The sequence below is a fragment of the Paraglaciecola algarum genome (genome assembly GCF_021532655.1).
Classification (GTDB): Bacteria; Pseudomonadota; Gammaproteobacteria; order Enterobacterales; family Alteromonadaceae; genus Paraglaciecola; species Paraglaciecola algarum.
In genome coordinates, this window is record NZ_JAKGAS010000009.1 from 1 (window position 1) to 17,640 (window position 17,640).

At 39.0% G+C, this 17,640-nt stretch carries 11 protein-coding genes; 8 read left to right on the forward strand and 3 right to left on the reverse strand.

What is annotated here, in order from left to right; all coding sequences use genetic code 11:
- On the forward strand, positions 1 to 134 hold a 134-nt coding region (locus L0668_RS15635), incomplete at its 5' end, for an integrase core domain-containing protein (protein ID WP_235313761.1).
- A 60-nt stretch (positions 135 to 194) separates the two neighbouring features.
- Here L0668_RS15635 and clpA read toward each other — a convergent pair.
- Together clpA and clpS are read right to left on the reverse strand one after the other, a co-directional pair.
- Positions 195 to 2,471: an ATP-dependent Clp protease ATP-binding subunit ClpA gene (gene clpA / locus L0668_RS15640; RefSeq protein ID WP_235313657.1), complete on the reverse strand. Its 2,277-nt coding sequence runs from the start codon at positions 2,469 to 2,471 to the stop codon at positions 195 to 197.
- 66 nt (positions 2,472 to 2,537) lie between these two features.
- On the reverse strand, positions 2,538 to 2,852 hold the full coding sequence (clpS, locus tag L0668_RS15645; RefSeq protein WP_235313658.1) for an ATP-dependent Clp protease adapter ClpS: 315 nt from the start codon (positions 2,850 to 2,852) through the stop codon (positions 2,538 to 2,540).
- Between the two features lie 232 nt (positions 2,853 to 3,084).
- On the opposite strand from clpS, the gene cspD reads away from it, so the two are divergent.
- Positions 3,085 to 3,303 carry a cold shock domain-containing protein CspD gene (gene cspD, locus L0668_RS15650; RefSeq protein ID WP_235313659.1) on the forward strand — a complete coding sequence of 73 codons (219 nt, stop codon included), beginning with the start codon at positions 3,085 to 3,087 and terminating at the stop codon, positions 3,301 to 3,303.
- 119 nt (positions 3,304 to 3,422) lie between these two features.
- On the opposite strand, the gene L0668_RS15655 is transcribed toward cspD, so the two are convergent.
- Positions 3,423 to 5,645: an NADP-dependent isocitrate dehydrogenase gene (locus L0668_RS15655; RefSeq protein WP_235313660.1), complete on the reverse strand. Its 2,223-nt coding sequence runs from the start codon at positions 5,643 to 5,645 to the stop codon at positions 3,423 to 3,425.
- Between the two features lie 249 nt (positions 5,646 to 5,894).
- Here L0668_RS15655 and L0668_RS15660 point away from each other — a divergent pair, with 249 nt between their 5' ends.
- The 6 genes from L0668_RS15660 (at position 5,895) to L0668_RS15685 (ending at position 17,469) form a co-directional block, all read left to right on the forward strand.
- Positions 5,895 to 6,494, forward strand: coding sequence for a pseudouridine synthase (locus L0668_RS15660; protein ID WP_235313661.1), 600 nt, complete (start codon positions 5,895 to 5,897; stop codon positions 6,492 to 6,494).
- A 138-nt stretch (positions 6,495 to 6,632) separates the two neighbouring features.
- A complete protein-coding gene (locus L0668_RS15665) occupies positions 6,633 to 8,534 on the forward strand; it encodes a putative bifunctional diguanylate cyclase/phosphodiesterase (protein ID WP_235313662.1) in 1,902 nt (633 codons plus the stop codon).
- A 403-nt stretch (positions 8,535 to 8,937) separates the two neighbouring features.
- Positions 8,938 to 11,388 (forward strand): glycoside hydrolase family 95 protein, encoded by a 2,451-nt coding sequence (locus L0668_RS15670; protein WP_235313663.1) that lies wholly within the window; start codon positions 8,938 to 8,940, stop codon positions 11,386 to 11,388.
- Between the two features lie 28 nt (positions 11,389 to 11,416).
- The gene (locus L0668_RS15675) at positions 11,417 to 14,365 is read left to right on the forward strand and encodes a TonB-dependent receptor (RefSeq protein WP_235313664.1); all 2,949 of its coding nucleotides are present in this window, start codon (positions 11,417 to 11,419) and stop codon (positions 14,363 to 14,365) included.
- A gap of 81 nt (positions 14,366 to 14,446) precedes the next feature.
- Entirely contained in the window at positions 14,447 to 15,949 is a 1,503-nt protein-coding gene (locus L0668_RS15680; RefSeq protein WP_235313665.1) for a tryptophan halogenase family protein, read from the forward strand.
- A complete protein-coding gene (locus tag L0668_RS15685; protein ID WP_235313666.1) occupies positions 15,946 to 17,469 on the forward strand; it encodes a tryptophan 7-halogenase in 1,524 nt (507 codons plus the stop codon). The genes L0668_RS15680 and L0668_RS15685 overlap by 4 nt, the downstream gene beginning before the upstream one ends.
- Positions 17,470 to 17,640 lie beyond the last annotated feature (171 nt).

Consider the following 17,640-nt stretch of genomic DNA (forward strand, 5'->3'; position numbering starts at 1 on the left):
CACTGGATGAGCTAAGAATATTGGTAAGCGAATCAATAAGCATTTACAACGAGATGAGGCCGCACTTGAGTTTAGGTATGAAAACACCTAGCAAAGTGCATATAATAAAAAGCCAGCGAAAAACGCTGGCTTAAAAACCGTCAACTTATTCTAGGACGGGACATAGTACCTTATTTGGTATACGTTTTGTCCTATTAAGAATTTAAAGCTTCCGGTTTAGCCTTGCTTTCAGACAAAATTTCAAAAGATAGTTTATCTTTCTTCAAAGTGATTTTCACACTGCCACCATCACTCAAGCGACCAAACAGCAACTCGTGAGCAAGTTCTTTTTTGATTTCTTGTTGAATGACTCTGGCCATAGGTCTTGCACCCATATTTTTATCGTAACCTTTTTCAGCTAACCAATTTCGAGCTTGAGTGGTAACCTCCAGAGAAACGCCTTTATTATCTAGCTGCACTTGTAGTTCAACAATAAACTTATCAACAACTTGTAAAATGACCTCTTGATCTAAGTGATTAAACCAAACAATAGAATCTAGCCTATTTCTAAACTCAGGGGTAAACACCTTGTTTATTTCTGATTTAGCATCGTGGCTATGATCTTGCTGTTTAAAGCCGATAGAAGTACGCACAGTTTCTTGTACGCCAGCATTGGTGGTCATCACTAACACAACGTTTCTAAAATCAACCTTACGACCGTTATTGTCAGTTAAGGTCCCATGATCCATAACTTGTAATAAAATGTTGTACACATCGCTATGTGCCTTTTCTATCTCATCCAACAACACCACTGAGTATGGGTGTTTAATCACGGCATCGGTTAGTAAGCCACCTTGATCAAACCCTACATATCCAGGAGGCGCACCAATCAATCGGCTAACGGCATGACGCTCCATATACTCAGACATATCAAAACGCACTAGCTCAACACCCATAATTTTAGCTAGCTGTGCTGTCACTTCGGTTTTACCGACTCCCGTAGGGCCTGCAAACAAAAAGTTACCAATTGGCTTAGTTTCAGCTCCTAAACCTGAACGAGATAAACGGATGGCATCGGTTAAGGTATCAATGGCTGGATCTTGTCCAAATACCACCAACTTAAGATCACGATCGATATTCTTTAATACTTCCTTATCAGAAGCAGACACAGACTTTTCTGGAATTCGAGCGATCTTGGCAATGATTTGTTCGATATCTGTCACGTTAATTGTTTTTTTACGTTTAGACACTGGCATTAAACGCTGGCTAGCCCCAGCCTCATCAATGATATCAATCGCTTTATCTGGTAAAAAACGTTCGTTAATATATTTAGCTGATAACTCTGCAGCCGCACGCATAGCCTTATGGGTATAACGCACACTATGATGAGCTTCATATCGTGACTTCAAGCCCATTAATATCTTAGTTGTATCGTTAACTGTAGGCTCGATTACGTCAACTTTTTGGAACCTGCGAGCTAACGCCCGATCTTTTTCAAAAATACCTTGGTATTCTTGATAAGTGGTTGAACCAATACAGCGTAACTCCCCACTACTTAACTTAGGTTTAAGTAGGTTTGACGCGTCCATCACACCACCAGATGCGGCGCCAGCACCTATAATCGTGTGAATTTCGTCAATAAACAATATGGCTTCTGGATCTTCTGCTAATTCTTTTAAAATACCTTTTAAGCGTTTTTCAAAATCGCCTCGGTATTTAGTACCAGCTAATAAAGCGCCCATATCTAAAGAATAAACCGTAGCTTCAGCAATCACCTCTGGCACATCGTTATTTACAATGCGATAAGCTAAACCCTCAGCAATAGCAGTTTTCCCTACTCCTGCCTCGCCAACCAACAATGGGTTATTTTTACGACGGCGGCATAACACTTGGATACTTCTTTCTAATTCACTATCTCTGCCAATTAGCGGATCGATTTTGCCTTCTTTAGCACTGTGGTTAAGGTTAGTGGAATATTTATCCAACATTGACTGCTGTTCTTCTTGCTCAGTGCCTTCTGTTCCAGTTTCAGTATGTTCAATTGCTTCATCATCAATTTTAGATACGCCATGAGAAATAAAATTAACCACATCTAAACGAGTAATATCAGATTTTTTAAGAATATAAACAGCTTGTGATTCTTGCTCACTAAATATTGCTACCAATACATTGGCACCTGTCACTTCTTCTTTTCCAGAAGACTGAACATGAAATACTGCTCGTTGTAACACCCTTTGAAAACCTAAGGTGGGTTGAGTTTCTCGCTCCGTGCCTTCTTCATCCAACAAAAGTGGCGTTGTATCTTTTACAAAATCAGTTAATTCTTTTTTAATTGATTCTATGTTTGCACCACAAGCTTGCAATGCTTCTTTTGCGGAGACATTATCAAGCAAGGCGAGTAGCAGGTGTTCAACTGTCATAAATTCATGACGATTCTCTCTAGCAAAAATAAACGCTTCGTTTAGCGTCTGCTCTAAGTCTTTATTTAACATATAAATCCCCTCTTACTGCCTGAATAAATAATGTATTTTGTGATACTGTTCTACTAATGCTGATACTCATGCTTGTTCCATAGTACACATTAGTGGGTGTTGGTACTGCTTTGCATAACTGCTGACTTGCATTACTTTAGTTTCTGCTATCTCTGCAGTATATATGCCACATACTGCCTTACCTTCATAATGCACTGTTAGCATTATTTGCTGTGCAGCTTCGCCATCTAGATTAAAGAATCTCATCAATACATCAACCACAAAGTCCATAGGTGTATAATCATCGTTATTTAACAACACCTTATACATAGGAGGCGGTGCGATCTTTTGTTTGACAGTTTCTTTTTGTTTTTCTATGTCAATGGTGTTGTCTTTACCCATAAATTAAATAAGTACCTAATGTGTTAAGAATAATCGCCGATTTTTCGACTTCAATATATTACTTGGTAATCCTACCACTATATTAAATATCAAATTCACCTTGACAAAAACAGGTTAAAAAACCTACATTTTCAATAGGCGGTTGTATTTGGTTGTTAATCGTTCTTCCCCATACTTTAATAGTGTGGGGTCAAAGTGGTGTTAGTTCAAGGGATTTTAAGGAAGCAGAAGTATGGCAGTTGGCAAAGTTAAGTGGTTCAACAATGCAAAAGGGTTTGGTTTTATTGTGCCCGACGACGGAGGTGAGGATATATTTGCTCATTATTCTACTATTCAAATGGAAGGGTATAGATCTCTGAAAGCAGGGCAAGAAGTAAAATACGATATTCAACAAGGTCCTAAAGGCCTTCATGCTGAGAATATCGATTTTAAAGGTGAACCTGAAAACTAAAAAATTTAGATGTAAAAAAAAGCAGACCTAGTTAGGTCTGCTTTTTTATTGCAATAAAAATCAATTCAAGCCCTTTACTACCATTCAGTATAAATCAAAGAGCTTGTTTTAGATTTATCTTAAGCAAGCGCACTGTTCAATGTCGCACTTGGGCACATAGCTTTAGTCGCTAACACATCATCAGGATAGTAATACCCACCGATGTCAGCCGCGGAACCTTGAGTGGCATCAATTTCTGCAACAATTTTTGCTTCGTTTGCAGTTAAGGTATCAAACAAAGGTTTAAACTGAGAAGCTAGCTCTTGATCGTCTGTTTGTGAAGCCAACTCACCTGCCCAGTACATAGCTAGATAGAAGTGGCTACCTCTGTTGTCCAATTGGCCTACTTTACGAAGTGGTGACTTGCCGTTAGTTAACAAAGTTTCTGTAGCTTTATCTAGAGCAATAGCTAAAACTTTAGCTTTAGGATTATCCGTTTTGATTGCTAAGTCTTCTAAAGAAACAGCTAAGGCCAAGAACTCACCTAATGAATCCCAACGTAAGTGTCCTTCTTCAACAAACTGCTGAACATGTTTAGGAGCTGAACCACCCGCACCAGTTTCAAATAAACCACCGCCGGCCATTAATGGCACGATAGATAACATTTTAGCGCTGGTACCTAATTCTAAAATTGGGAACAAATCAGTCAAATAATCGCGTAATACGTTACCCGTTACCGAGATCGTATCTAAACCTTTGATAGCTCGCTCCATAGAGAAACGAATAGCGTCAACTGGCTTCTTGATAGAAATATCTAAACCATCGGTATCGTGATCTTTAAGATAAGTTGTCACTTTAGCAATTAACTGAGCATCGTGAGCACGGTTTTCGTCTAACCAGAATACCGCTGGAGTATTTGACTGACGAGCACGAGTAACCGCTAATTTAACCCAGTCACGGATCGGGGCATCTTTAGATTGACATGCTCTCCAGATATCACCTTCTTCAACAGCGTGTTCGATCAATACTGTGCCGTCTTGATCAATCACTTGCACAGTGCCATCTGCTGGGATTTCAAAGGTTTTATCATGAGAACCGTATTCTTCAGCTTTTTGGGCCATCAATCCTACATTAGGTACAGTACCCATAGTAGTTGGATCAAATGCACCATTTTCTTTACAGAAATCGATAGTTTCTTGATAAATTGTGGCATAAGTCGCATCTGGAATAGTCGCTTTACAATCACCTGCTGCACCATCTGGTCCCCACATATGACCAGAAGTACGGATCATGGCTGGCATAGACGCATCTACAATCACATCACTAGGTACATGTAAATTGGTAATACCTTTATCTGAGTTCACCATAGCCATAGCTGGACGAGTAGCATAACAAGCAATAATGTCTTGCTCTATTTCAGCACGTTTATCTGCAGGTAGGCTTGCGATTTTATCATAAACGCTACCTAAGCCGTTTTTGGTATCTACGCCGAGTTCATCAAACAACTCACCATGTTTAGCGAATACATCTTTAAAGTACACTTTTACACAGTGACCAAAAATAATTGGGTCTGATACTTTCATCATGGTAGCTTTCATGTGTAACGAGAAAAGAATACCGGCGTCTTTGGCGTCTTGGATTTCTTTTTCAAAAAAGTCACATAAGGCTTTTTTACTCATAAAGCTAGCATCTAATACTTCACCGGCCAATAAAGCTACTTTTGGTTTAAGTATTAACTTTTGCCCATCAGTCCCAGTAAATTCAATGGATACATGACCTGCCTTTGCAACTGTGACTGATTTTTCAGAAGAATAAAAACAACCTGAATCCATATTCGCAACATGAGTTTTAGAGTCTTTGCTCCAAGCGCCCATTGAGTGAGGGTTGTTTTTCACATAATTTTTAACCGCAGCTGGCGCTCTACGATCAGAGTTACCTTCACGTAATACTGGGTTTACTGCGCTACCTAATACTTTGCTATAACGAGCTTTAACATCTTTCTCTTCATCAGATTTAGCATCTTCAGGGAAATCCGGTAAAGCAAAACCTTTAGCTTGCAATTCTTTAATTGCAGCCACTAACTGAGGTATTGAAGCACTAATATTAGGTAATTTAATAATGTTAGTCGACGCATCTTGGGTTAACTTACCCAGTTCATCTAAAGCATCAGGCACAGACTGCTCTGCTGGTAACTTATCAGCAAACCCAGCTAAAATACGTGCAGCTAAAGAAATATCACTTAACTCTACTTCAATATCAGCACTGGCAGCAAAACTACGAATAATCGGCAGTAATGAATAAGTTGCTAGAGCAGGAGCTTCGTCCGTTTTAGTGTAGATAATCTTTGACTTAGAAATCGTCATTATGAGCCTCATGTAATTGGTATGGCTTTAAACAGCACCCTTCTATGTCAATGCAAAAGCATAACTTTTAGCTAAATAACAAGAATGTGAGTTGTAGCTTAGTACCGAAAGTTAAAAATATGTCTAAACAGGTGTCGAATAATATAGGGCTTGATTTAAGAACTACAAGTTATGCGAACATAAAAAAATATTGTCAATCACACTGAATAGTCGGTATTTTAGCAAAAAAAACTGTTTTAGTATTAGATGATGTCGAAAAAAGTTAGTCCTAAAAGAAATCAATATAAAGATAATAAACCTAAAGTCGACTCAAGCACTCGACGGATCTTATTATTTAATAAACCTTTCAACGTACTTACTCAGTTTACCGATCAAGAAGGTAGACAAACTTTAAAAGACTTTATTCCAGTGCCAAATGTCTATGCTGCAGGCAGGTTAGACAAAGACAGCGAAGGTTTATTAGTCTTAACTAATGATGGCGTATTGCAAAACAAACTAGCGTCACCTAAACATAAAACCGAAAAAACCTACTGGGTTCAAGTCGAGGGTGTGCCCAACGAAGCAGAGTTAGAACAATTACGTAAAGGTGTATTATTAAAAGACGGATCTACTAAACCAGCTAAAGTTGCATTAATAGATGAACCTGATGTTTGGTTGCGCACTCCTCCCGTGAGGTTTAGACAAAACAAACCCACTAGTTGGTTATCCATCACCATAAGTGAAGGTCGTAACCGTCAAGTGCGCCGCATGACAGCACATATAGGCTACCCTACCTTAAGACTTATTCGTTATTCCATTGGCAATTGGAATATTGAAAACATCAGAAATGGGGAATATAGAGAGGTTTGAATTATCATGGCTTTCTTCATTGCAAAAGACTACCCAATAAGAATTTGCATTCGTCCTTTCCAATTTGGCTTTTATCGACTTAAGCGTTAAAGTAAATAACCTTCCAAAACTAATGTAACGTTATTGGTAGTATACAAAATGGCAGTCAACCATATCCAGCAGACTAATACTCATAAAGGTACTGAGGAAAAAGATATTCTCAGCCAGATACGTCGTCACAGAATAATACAAATATGTACTGTTACTGCAATTGGGTTATGTATTGCATTATTAGTCGCCAGAGGCATAACCACTTTTATTTTTGCTGTTGGTCTTGTTGGCTTATTAGTTTCACTAGGATTTGCCTATAGATATAAGGTTCAATTATCGGCTGTTATATTACTCGGCTCTTTGTCAACCATGTCTTTTGCTCTAGCGCTAACAGGAGCTGGTTTATTTGATTTAGCCATAATCGGCTACCCCGGAATACTCATCTTTGCAGCTCTGCTGGGAGGAGTTGTATTATTTGTGTCTGTGATTGGCTTTGTTATCGCCCAATGCACACTAATTGGTTGGCTCACATTGCAAGGATACGTCACACCAAACACTCCCTCATTAAGTTGGGAACATTTAATATTTATTTTAATTATATTTTTAATAATAAGTTTTGGTGTTTACATTTTAGTTCGAGATATCAAGCGCTTAATGTTTTCCTTGCATAGTGAAAACCAGAAAGTACAAAAAAGTAGAGCACAAATACAACATCTAGCACACCATGATACTTTGACCAATTTACCCAATAGGTTATTTGGTGAAGCCTTATTTTTACAATCACTGAAGACCTGCGAACAAAACCATGAAAAACTGGCTCTTTTATTTATTGATTTAGATAACTTTAAGCCAATAAACGACGCTTTGGGTCATGCCGCTGGAGATCAGTTGTTAGAGCAGCTTACCCAAAGATTGAATGGCGTGTTACGCAATGATCAATACTTAATTAGATTCGGAGGGGATGAATTTTTGGTGTTATCGCCCTATCAGGACTCAACTGAGCAATTAAATACCATGGCCGATGATTTAATTAAACAATGCGCCTCTTCATTTGAGATATTGCAAACCCAAGTGGTTGTATCTGCTTCTATAGGTATTGCATGCGTCCCACATGACGGAAAAGACTTTAAACAACTTTGCCGCAAAGCGGATATCGCTATGTACCAAGCCAAAAAGGATGGCAAAAACACCTATCATTATTATGATAAAAATCTAGATAAAGCCAGTGAAGATAAGTTCAAACTACTTCAACTATTGCGTCCCGCAATAAACCAAAAACAATTCAAATTATATTATCAACCTATGATCAGCTTAGCCGACGAAAAAATCACCACGGTTGAAGCATTGTTGCGTTGGCCTCAACCCGATGGCGGTTTCATAACTCCAGATCAATTTATTCCACTAGCAGAAAGTACAGGCTTAATAAGTGAATTAGGTCGCTGGGTCATTCAACAAGCATGTTTGTTTTGCGCACGGCACCGTTCATTAGGTCACTCTAGGTTGCGTGTCGCAGTAAACCTATCTGTGATGCAATTTAAGGACGGCCAGTTACAACATATAGTAGAAAAAGCATTACATGAAGCTCAAATTCCTGCTGATGCTTTAGAACTAGAGTTAACGGAGTCACTACTAATAGATGAAACTGAGCAAATTCAAAAACAGCTCAATAGTTTGAGTGACCTTGGGGTGACTATTGCCATTGACGATTTTGGAACGGGTTACTCAAACCTAGGATATCTTAGAAACTTCAATGCCAGTAAACTCAAAATAGATAGATCGTTTATAATTGGGTTAGGTACAGCCGTAGACGACGAACCTTTGGTAGAGGCCATTATTAATATGGCAAAAAGTCTTGGTCTAGAAACAGTTGCCGAAGGTATCGAGAATAAAGCGACCCTACACAAATTATTATCTATGGGTTGCAGTGTTGGTCAAGGTTACTACTGGTCTAAACCGGTTCCTGAAGAGGAACTAGGCGCTTTATTAAACAAAAGTAACAGTTCAATATAAAAAGCGTTCCATCTTGTTTGAGGTTAGAACGCCACGCAATAAGCAACCAAATTTCACTTGTCTATCGGCAGCATCACAGTTTATATCGAGCGTGACAAAACCTTAACTTATTTCAATATACTGAATTGCCTACAAAACGAAACATGAGTTGGGTAACGTTTTTATTATCAGGCTTATTCTTATTGTCCGTTCAATGTTATCGATATTTTTTCACCTAACTAAAACCACCATTCCCACTCAAAACTCTTTCACTATTACAATAAAAAGTTTCACTTTTTGCATTTTGAAAGCCTTTAAGGCAATTCTCATACTCATAAACATCAACAATTAATTAACCTAAGGTTAACTTTAAAAAGAAGAGTTTAGCTCTTCAACTAATCTATAAATCTGAAAGCGACCTTAGATGACCAAAGTATGTAGACCTTACCAAATACAAAAATTAATAGTGTGTGTTTTACTATTTTTAACTTTTGGTTACGTAGCGGCAAATGAAAGCAGCACTGACCTCATAATATTTTTTGAACAACCCGGTAATAACTGGGAAACAGAATCTCTACCCATAGGCAACGGGAAAATAGGTGCCACTATTCTAGGTAATCTGGTAAACGACAATATTCAATTCAATGAAAAAACCTTATGGACAGGCGGACCAAGCGCTACAAAATCATACAACTATGGTTTACCACCTTACACAACTGATGACTATCTAAAACGAATAGAGGCGGTACAAAATGATATTAGCCGTCAAGGTAGCTTAACCCCAAAAGAAGTCGCTGAAAGGCTGGGAGTTGAACAGGAAAATTACGGAAGTTATCAAAGTTTTGGTCACTTACAATTACGTTTTCCAGGATCTCATAGCCAATATTCGAAATATAAAAGAGCGCTGGACTTAAACACAGCGGTAGCCAAGGTAAGTTATCAATCTAAAGGCATTAATTACCAAAGAGAATATTTTGTTAGTTACCCCGATAACAGCTTGGTAATTAGGCTTAGTGCAGATAAACCTGCCAGCATTAATTTATCTGCAAATATCTCAGTTCCTCAAAATAGAACATTTCAGAGTGATTTAGTAAAACCAAATGAATTATTAGTCTCAGGTGAATTATTAGATAACCAGTTGCAATACGCTGCGGGCCTAAAAGTATCAGTAGAAAACGGCACATTACAGCAAACAAATGACGGTTTGGTCATCAAGCAAGCTGACTCTGTTACCTTGCAACTAACTGCTGCCACAAATTACGCCTTGCGCCATCCAAATTATCGAAGCACTTCTTCCCCACGCAACAAAGTAAACACGCAATTAGCCAAGAATCAAACCTTGTCTTATGCAGATTTATTACAGCGTCACCTGAATGATTACCAGTCACTTTTTTCTCGGGTGAAATTAGAATTAAACCAGTCTACTCCCTTAGCCATCGACAAAATGGTAGCGGGTTATCCCTTTGACAACTCCAAAATAAACCAAAGCTTAGAGCGCATTTATTATCAATATGGCCGATATTTATTAATCGCCTCTTCACGAGCAGGAAGCCTACCTGCAAACTTACAAGGTATTTGGAATAAAGATATTCAAGCGCCTTGGAGTGCTGATTATCATTTAAACATCAATTTACAAATGAATTATTGGTTAGCCGACATGACTAACCTAACTGAAACCTTACCTCCCCTATTTGACTACTTAGATAATCTCGCCGTTTCTGGCGCACAGGCGGCAAAACAATTATTCAATTCACCAGGCTGGGTAGTATTTTTAAACAGTAATCCATGGGGGTCAATTGGCTTAATTAAATGGCCAACTGCCTTTTGGCAGCCTGAAGCAGCAGCATGGATGGCTATCCAATACTACGACCACTATTTATACACCTTAGACACAACTTTTCTGAAACAAAGAGCCTATCCTATTTTAAAAAGTGCCAGTGAATTTTGGTTACATAACTTAGTAATTGATCCACAAACAAAGCTGTTAACTGTTACACCAAGTTACTCCCCTGAACACGGCTATTTCACAGCAGGCGCTGCTATGTCTCAACAAATTATTTTTGATTTATTCATGAAAACGATTACAGCATCTAGTGTAGTTGGTGACAAAACATTCCAAAACAAATTACAGGCAGCAATAAGCCAACTAGACGTGGGTTTAAGAGTAGGTAGTTGGGGGCAGTTACAAGAATGGCGGCAAGATCTAGACAAACCAAATAATCACCATAGGCATGTGTCACATTTATATGCATTACACCCTGGTAATCATATTTCACCTAAATCTACACCTCAATTTGCTGCTGCCGCTAGCAAAACACTTAATGCCAGAGGGGATGGAGGTACAGGTTGGAGTAAGGCTTGGAAAATCAATTTTTGGACCCGTTTATTAGACGGTAATCGCGCTTACAAATTACTCCAAGAGCAATTAAGTAACAGCACGCTTTCAAATTTATGGAGTAACCACCCGCCCTTTCAAATTGACGGTAATTTTGGTGCAACAGCCGGCATGACAGAAATGTTATTGCAAAGTCATCTACACAACATTCATTTATTACCAGCTCTGCCAGCAGCTTGGCCTCACGGTCAAATTCAAGGTTTAAAAGCGCGTGGGAATATAGAAGTGTCCTTGCAATGGCAAAATCACAAGCTACAAAAAGCGGTACTTAAATCACATCATGATCAAGTTATTACACTAAATAACAATGAATTTAACAGTTCAATAGCTGTGCTTTCAGATGGCAAAAATATCCCTTTTACCAGCAACAACAAAGATGAAATTAGTTTTACTACCTTGGCAGATCAAGAGTATGTCGTACTTATCCGTCAGCTAAACACTACTGCAGAAAACTCGTTACCTGTAGTCAATATTAAATAATTTTAATAACAAAAGTGGAAACATTAAGATGAAAAACACTCAATCCAAAAATAACACATACACCTCATCATTTAGACGTTCCAAAACGTCAGCTTGTATTTTAACAGCCTTGGGATTACTGGTACCTAATATAGCATTATCTCAAGTGCAGTCTGCTGACGAACAAGAAGAAAGCACTGAAGTTATCGAAGTGACCGGATTACGTTCTAGTATGATTTCGGCCCAAGCAGTAAAACAAAATTCAAACAAAATAATGGATGGTATTAGTGCTGATGATTTAGGAGCCTTACCTGACCGAAGTATCACAGAAACATTGCAACGTGTTGCTGGTGTATCTATAGATCGCTACATGTCACTTGGCGATCCTGAACACTTCTCAGTTGAAGGTAACGGTGTCATTGTGCGAGGTTTATCGCAAGTTCGAAGTGAACTAAATGGCCGTAGCTCATTTAGTGCCAATGGAGGCCGTACCCTTAGTTTTGGTGATGTACCTCCTGAATTGTTAAATGCAGTAAATATTTATAAAAGCCCTACTGCAGACCAAATTGAAGGGGGATTAGCGGGCACTATCGATCTTGAAACAAAGCTTCCTTTTCATAATGATGGCCAAAAAATGTCATTTAGTTTGGAAGCAAATTATGGAGATATGATTGAAGAAACCACCCCAGCCTATTCAGCCCTTTACAGTAATACCTGGGATACTAAAGCCGGTAAATTCGGCTTTTTAGCTGACATTGCTTTTTCTGAGTTAGCGACACGCAATGACTCAATTTATGTACGTCCATACTTTTCACGTAACGATATGCCCGGTCACGAAGGTGACAAAGTATTTGTTCCCCGTGGAGCTGATTGGCGCACCATGCATTTTAACCGTGAAAGAGCAGGACAATATGTGGCATTGCAATGGGCCCCTTCAGATAATCATGAATTTGTTATGACCTATTTTAATAGCGAATATGATATGCGTTGGGACGAAGATGCGATCTTTGTGAGTAACGATATTACCCAAATTGTCGCCAGTGCAGATAGTGTGTATGACAACCGAGGTGTGATGCAAAAAGGTCGTTTAAGTGAAGCTAACGGTATTGCCATGGGCTCGGACATTCGTGTATCTACCCAAAATGCTCAAACTAAAGATGTTTCATTAGAGTATAAATTTACCAACCACAACTCCAATTTCAAATTATCTTTACAACAGGTTAAAGCAAGCTCAACTGGCATAGACTCAACAGTTGCTGTTGCCACACGAGTGCCTTATATCGATATTGATTTAAGTGGAAGTTTGCCTTCGGTCACATCAGATGCCAACCATTTAGCTAATCCTGATAACTATGTTTGGGATTTTTTAATGGACAATCAATATGACAACGCGGGTGATATGACAACTGCCGCCGCGGACTACGAGTATTTCCTAGAAGATAGTGTGATTACATCTGTTAAAACCGGTGCCCGTTTCACCAAATCAACTTCTGATAACTTTGATAGTGGATACAACTGGGGGGCAGTTGGTAACTGGCTGTATGGCGCCGGTCTAATCGAAAGTGGTGCCAACCCATTAGAATCAGATATGCACTTGAATGAATTTAACAATTTTTTCCACGGTGATGTGGCTTCTCCTGCTAATTTGTATGCACCTGATGCTTATTATGCCGAAGGTTTCCAAAATGGCAGTTATCAAGAAGTGAAAGACAAAGTTACTTATGTGGATAATGGCTGGTTTGATCCAGCTGGTAATACTTGGCAACCTAGAAACCTAGATGATGAACAATGGTACAACGCACAAGAAGAGAACACCTCAGCTGCATATGTACAAGCAAACTTTGAATTACCCGACTTAACCTATCCTGTCAGTGGTAATTTTGGCGTACGATACGTGAAAACAGAGAATACCGCTTTTGGCTATTTAACCTTTCCAAACGGTGAGTTGTTTGGTAACAACTCCTATGAAGAACGCGCTGCTGAACATTCCTATGACAACTGGTTACCCAGCCTAAATGTAAAAGTAGAATTACGTGAAGATCTGTATTTACGTTTAGCGGCAGCAAAAGCCATGACTCGACCAGCATTTAGTAGTTTGCGTTCAAGCTTAGCCTTAAGTGCCGAAATACCTGAAGAAAATAGAGATAATTTCATTGATCCTGAAACTAATGAAGTTATTCAAGTCCCCACAGCAAATGATTTTGAAAAAACCGGTAATTCTGACTACAACCCTTACCTAGATCCCATGACTTCAACACAATTTGATGCGTCACTGGAATGGTACTATACCGATTCAAGTTCAATGTACTTAGCTTTATTTACTAAGGATATAGACGGTGATTTAGTCGATGAGTTTGTCACTGAAAGTTATGCTGCCGAAGGATACCCTCAACAAGAATACTTGATTTCACGTCCTGTAAGTGAAGGTAAAGCTAAAATCAAAGGGGCTGAAATCAGTGTAAACCACTTTTTCACCACTTTACCTTCACCTTTTGATGGTTTAGGTATTAGCGCTAACTACACCTACATAGATAGCGAAAGTATCGTGAATGATGATAGTGCTCCATTAGATACCAACGGTCAGCCATATGATTATGAATTACCGTTTAAAGCTATTTCAAAGAATGCCTATAATTTAGTGGGTATCTATCAGAAGTATGGTGTAACAGTTCGTTTAGCTTATAACTGGCGTAGTGAGTTCTTAACGTCAGTGGGGGCGAACGGCTTTAATGGTTCAATTCCATTAAGTGGCGGGTTTGTTGACGGAAGTGGTGAAAATGTAGATTGGCGTTTACCAGTTCTTAACGCTGCTGCCGGCTATCTAGATGGCTCTATTTCATACAAACTTAATGATACTTTCACCGTTTCATTAAACGCGAATAACTTGAGCAATACTGTTACTAAGAATATTGTTAAACAAACTGAATCTGGTGACCATTACTCGGCCTACCATATGAATGACACGCGATATTCATTAGCTTTAACAGCTAACTTTTAGTTGAAGTGGTGTGCAACTCAGGGGGTGTGACGCCTGAGTTGCATTTTTTATCACTTTACTATGGAGTATTAAAGAATAAGCATGATGCAATCAGCAAATATTGAAAATATCGTTATTGTAGGTGGAGGTACTGCTGGTTGGATGGTTGCCGCGGCTATGGCTAACCGATTACCCAAAAGATTATGTAACATCACCTTAATCGAATCTGATGCCATCGGCACAGTGGGGGTTGGAGAATCAACCATCCCACATATTCGTCAATTTAATCAAACCTTAGGCATAGACGAAGCCACATTTTTAAAAGAAACCCATGCTACGGTTAAATTAGGCATACAATTTAACGATTGGGGAGCCATTGGTGAGAGTTATTTTCATCCCTTTGGTGAACATGGACAAATCACCCAAGGCATAGATTTTCACCAGTATTGGTTGAAGGCAAGAGCTTTAGGCGAAAATCATCCTATAGAAGACTACTCGATTGCCGCTACTGCTGCATTAGCTAGAAAATTCCCCTTATCGACTCAAGATAAACAAACCAAATTCGCCGATTACACTTATTCCTACCATATTGATGCCACAGCTTATGCAAGATTTTTACGCCAATACTCTCAAACTAGAGGGGTATCTAGAGTGGAAGGCAAAGTTGCTAGCGTAAAGCAGCATAATAACCAATTTATTCAAAGTGTTACCTTAGAAAGCGGAGAAGAAATTGCTGGCGATTTATTTATCGATTGCACTGGGTTTCGCGCTTTGTTGATTGAAAAAGTATTGGATGTTCCATTTATTGACTGGAGCCATTGGTTACCTACAGATACGGCAGTAGCCGTGCAGTGCGACCTAGATCGAACAAATACAACTAAACCATACACCCAAGCAACCGCCAGGGCCTCAGGTTGGCAATGGCAAATCCCTTTACAACATAGGATCGGCAATGGCCACGTTTTCACTAGTGCATATACAAAACAACAAGATGCTATGGATGTATTGATGAATTCGTTGCCAGGTAAAGCAATAGCCGAGCCTAAAGTACTGCGTTTTAAAGCAGGCAGAAGGCAAGAATCATGGCAAAAAAACTGTGTAGCAATTGGGCTTTCTAGTGGCTTTTTAGAGCCATTAGAATCCACTAGTATTTATTTGATTCAACAAGGTATTAGTAAATTATTAGAATTGTTTCCCGACAAGCAATGTAATCAAACTGTGATTAACGAATATAACCAATGTCTTGGCCAGTCTTATGAGCTTATTCGTAATTTTATTATTTTGCATTACCACGCGACTAAACGGCATGACTCTGACTTTTGGCTGTATTGCCAAAATATGTCAATCCCAGAAGAACTTGAACGGCTCATCAGCTTATTTTCCGAATCGGGTCGTGCTGACTTAGGTCAATTCGGCGTATGGCCGGCTGTATGTATTGGGCAAAATATAATGCCTAAATATTATGATACTCGGTTAGATAATATGACAGAAGCGACCCTTAAACAATTTATGGCAGGTCATAGACGTAACATTCAAGATATGGTGGCGAGTTTCCCAAACGCCACAGACTACATAAATGAACAATTGGCTAAGGGCCTAGTATGACCAAATCTAATTCCATAAATGTAGGTTCTGCTAGTAAACAAAATCTTCCCATCAAAAACATAGTCATAGTGGGCGCCGATGTGATTGGCTGGAGTGCTGCAGTCGCTTTGGCTAGAGGCCTTGGAGGGCAAAACGTAAATATCACTATACTTGATACAAAAAGTGATCACGCAGCGCCCAATAAAAGCTTGCATGCTAGCGAGCATATTTTTGACTTTCATCGATTATTAGGGATCCAAGATAAAAACTTACTAATGCACGGGCATATGAAATTAAACCTTGGTGCTAAATTTCATGCTTTTAACCGTGAGAACCAGGCAGCAGGTGATTTTGTACTAGGTTGTGACAGAGCTATGCCTTCTTTTTGTAGCATAGAATTACATCAAGTATTAGCCTGGTTAGGCCTGAATGATCCAGAAAAATATTCAATAAGCTGTGCAGCAATTAACTCAAACCTGCTGGCCATTCCAACCAAACAAACCGGCACTATGTCAGCTAGTTTTTCGCCTTCTGTCAACCTTGATGGCGACGCATATTTGCAGTTTATGCAAGGCGCAGCTAAACATTTAGCGATAAAAATAGTTCAAGCTGATATTAAGGACCTTGAACAAGACCCAGAAAATGGGTTTGTGACACAAATAACTTTAAGCTCAGGGCAAATACTGGATGTCGACTTATTGTTAGATAACTCACAACTTAACCCTGCCCTACAGGTCTTATCTTGCCAACGTGATTATATTAACTGTGGAGAGTATTTGCCTTTTGATAGTGTACTATCAGGATTTGAACCTACTCAAACAGCGGCATCACCGTTTCAGCAATTTTATGGGGTTGAAGGTGGTTGGATTGAAATTACCACTCACTCCAACTTACGTAATATTACTTTGCATTATTCAAGTCAGTTATTTCAAGACGAGGCCGCTAAACAAGTTATTTTGTCTCATATACCCAATGTACAGGGAGTTTCCCTGACCCGAAAAATAGCTAGGTATCTGACTAAACCACTAGATAAAAATTGTTTAACCATAGGACAAGCAGCAGGCTACCTAGGCACTTCTCCAATTAGTTCATTAGTGTTAATGCAAAGAACGTTGAGTAAACTGCTTGAGTTGTTTCCAAGTAAATTGTGTTTACCGCAAAATACCGCCGAATTAAATAAACGTATCTTAAAAGATTACCAAGAAGCTCTGCATTACACAGCCTTGATGATACCTTTTAGCGAACAGGTACAAGAAAATGCAGAAATGCAGCGCTACTCATGGCACTTGTCCATTGATCAATTACCACCTGAGCTAAAACACAAAGTGGAATTGTTTCAAAGTAGTGGACGGATCGGCAGTGAATTAAACCCTTTAATTTCACGGGATGCATGGCTTAACCTACTTAAACATAAAGTAAAAAACCGTCATGCTTACGAACCGGTTTTACATGCTTTAGATAAACATAAAGCGGCTCAATTTATTGAACAGCTTGGCTTACAAATTGAACAGTCGATTAGCCGTTACAGGCCCTACTCATGAATGTCTCAATTCCAAAAACTATCAAACTAGAGCGTGTATGCCAGCAAGTCTTAAAATCAAATCCAAATTTGCATCCTAGAGTTGGCCAAATTTGACTCCTCGGTTAAATTCAAAAAGATAAAATGAATATAAAAAATAAAATGAAAACAATACTGACATTAACCTTGCTGT

Excerpts from the sequence above, each read along its gene's own strand:
- clpA (WP_235313657.1), bottom strand. The coding sequence starts at position 2,471 with ATGTTAAATAAAGACTTAGAGCAGACGCTAAACGAAGCGTTTATTTTT.
- clpS (WP_235313658.1), bottom strand. The coding sequence starts at position 2,852 with ATGGGTAAAGACAACACCATTGACATAGAAAAACAAAAAGAAACTGTC.
- cspD (WP_235313659.1), top strand. The coding sequence starts at position 3,085 with ATGGCAGTTGGCAAAGTTAAGTGGTTCAACAATGCAAAAGGGTTTGGT.
- L0668_RS15655 (WP_235313660.1), bottom strand. The coding sequence starts at position 5,645 with ATGACGATTTCTAAGTCAAAGATTATCTACACTAAAACGGACGAAGCT.
- L0668_RS15660 (WP_235313661.1), top strand. The coding sequence starts at position 5,895 with ATGTCGAAAAAAGTTAGTCCTAAAAGAAATCAATATAAAGATAATAAA.
- L0668_RS15665 (WP_235313662.1), top strand. The coding sequence starts at position 6,633 with ATGGCAGTCAACCATATCCAGCAGACTAATACTCATAAAGGTACTGAG.
- L0668_RS15670 (WP_235313663.1), top strand. The coding sequence starts at position 8,938 with ATGACCAAAGTATGTAGACCTTACCAAATACAAAAATTAATAGTGTGT.
- L0668_RS15675 (WP_235313664.1), top strand. The coding sequence starts at position 11,417 with ATGAAAAACACTCAATCCAAAAATAACACATACACCTCATCATTTAGA.
- L0668_RS15680 (WP_235313665.1), top strand. The coding sequence starts at position 14,447 with ATGATGCAATCAGCAAATATTGAAAATATCGTTATTGTAGGTGGAGGT.
- L0668_RS15685 (WP_235313666.1), top strand. The coding sequence starts at position 15,946 with ATGACCAAATCTAATTCCATAAATGTAGGTTCTGCTAGTAAACAAAAT.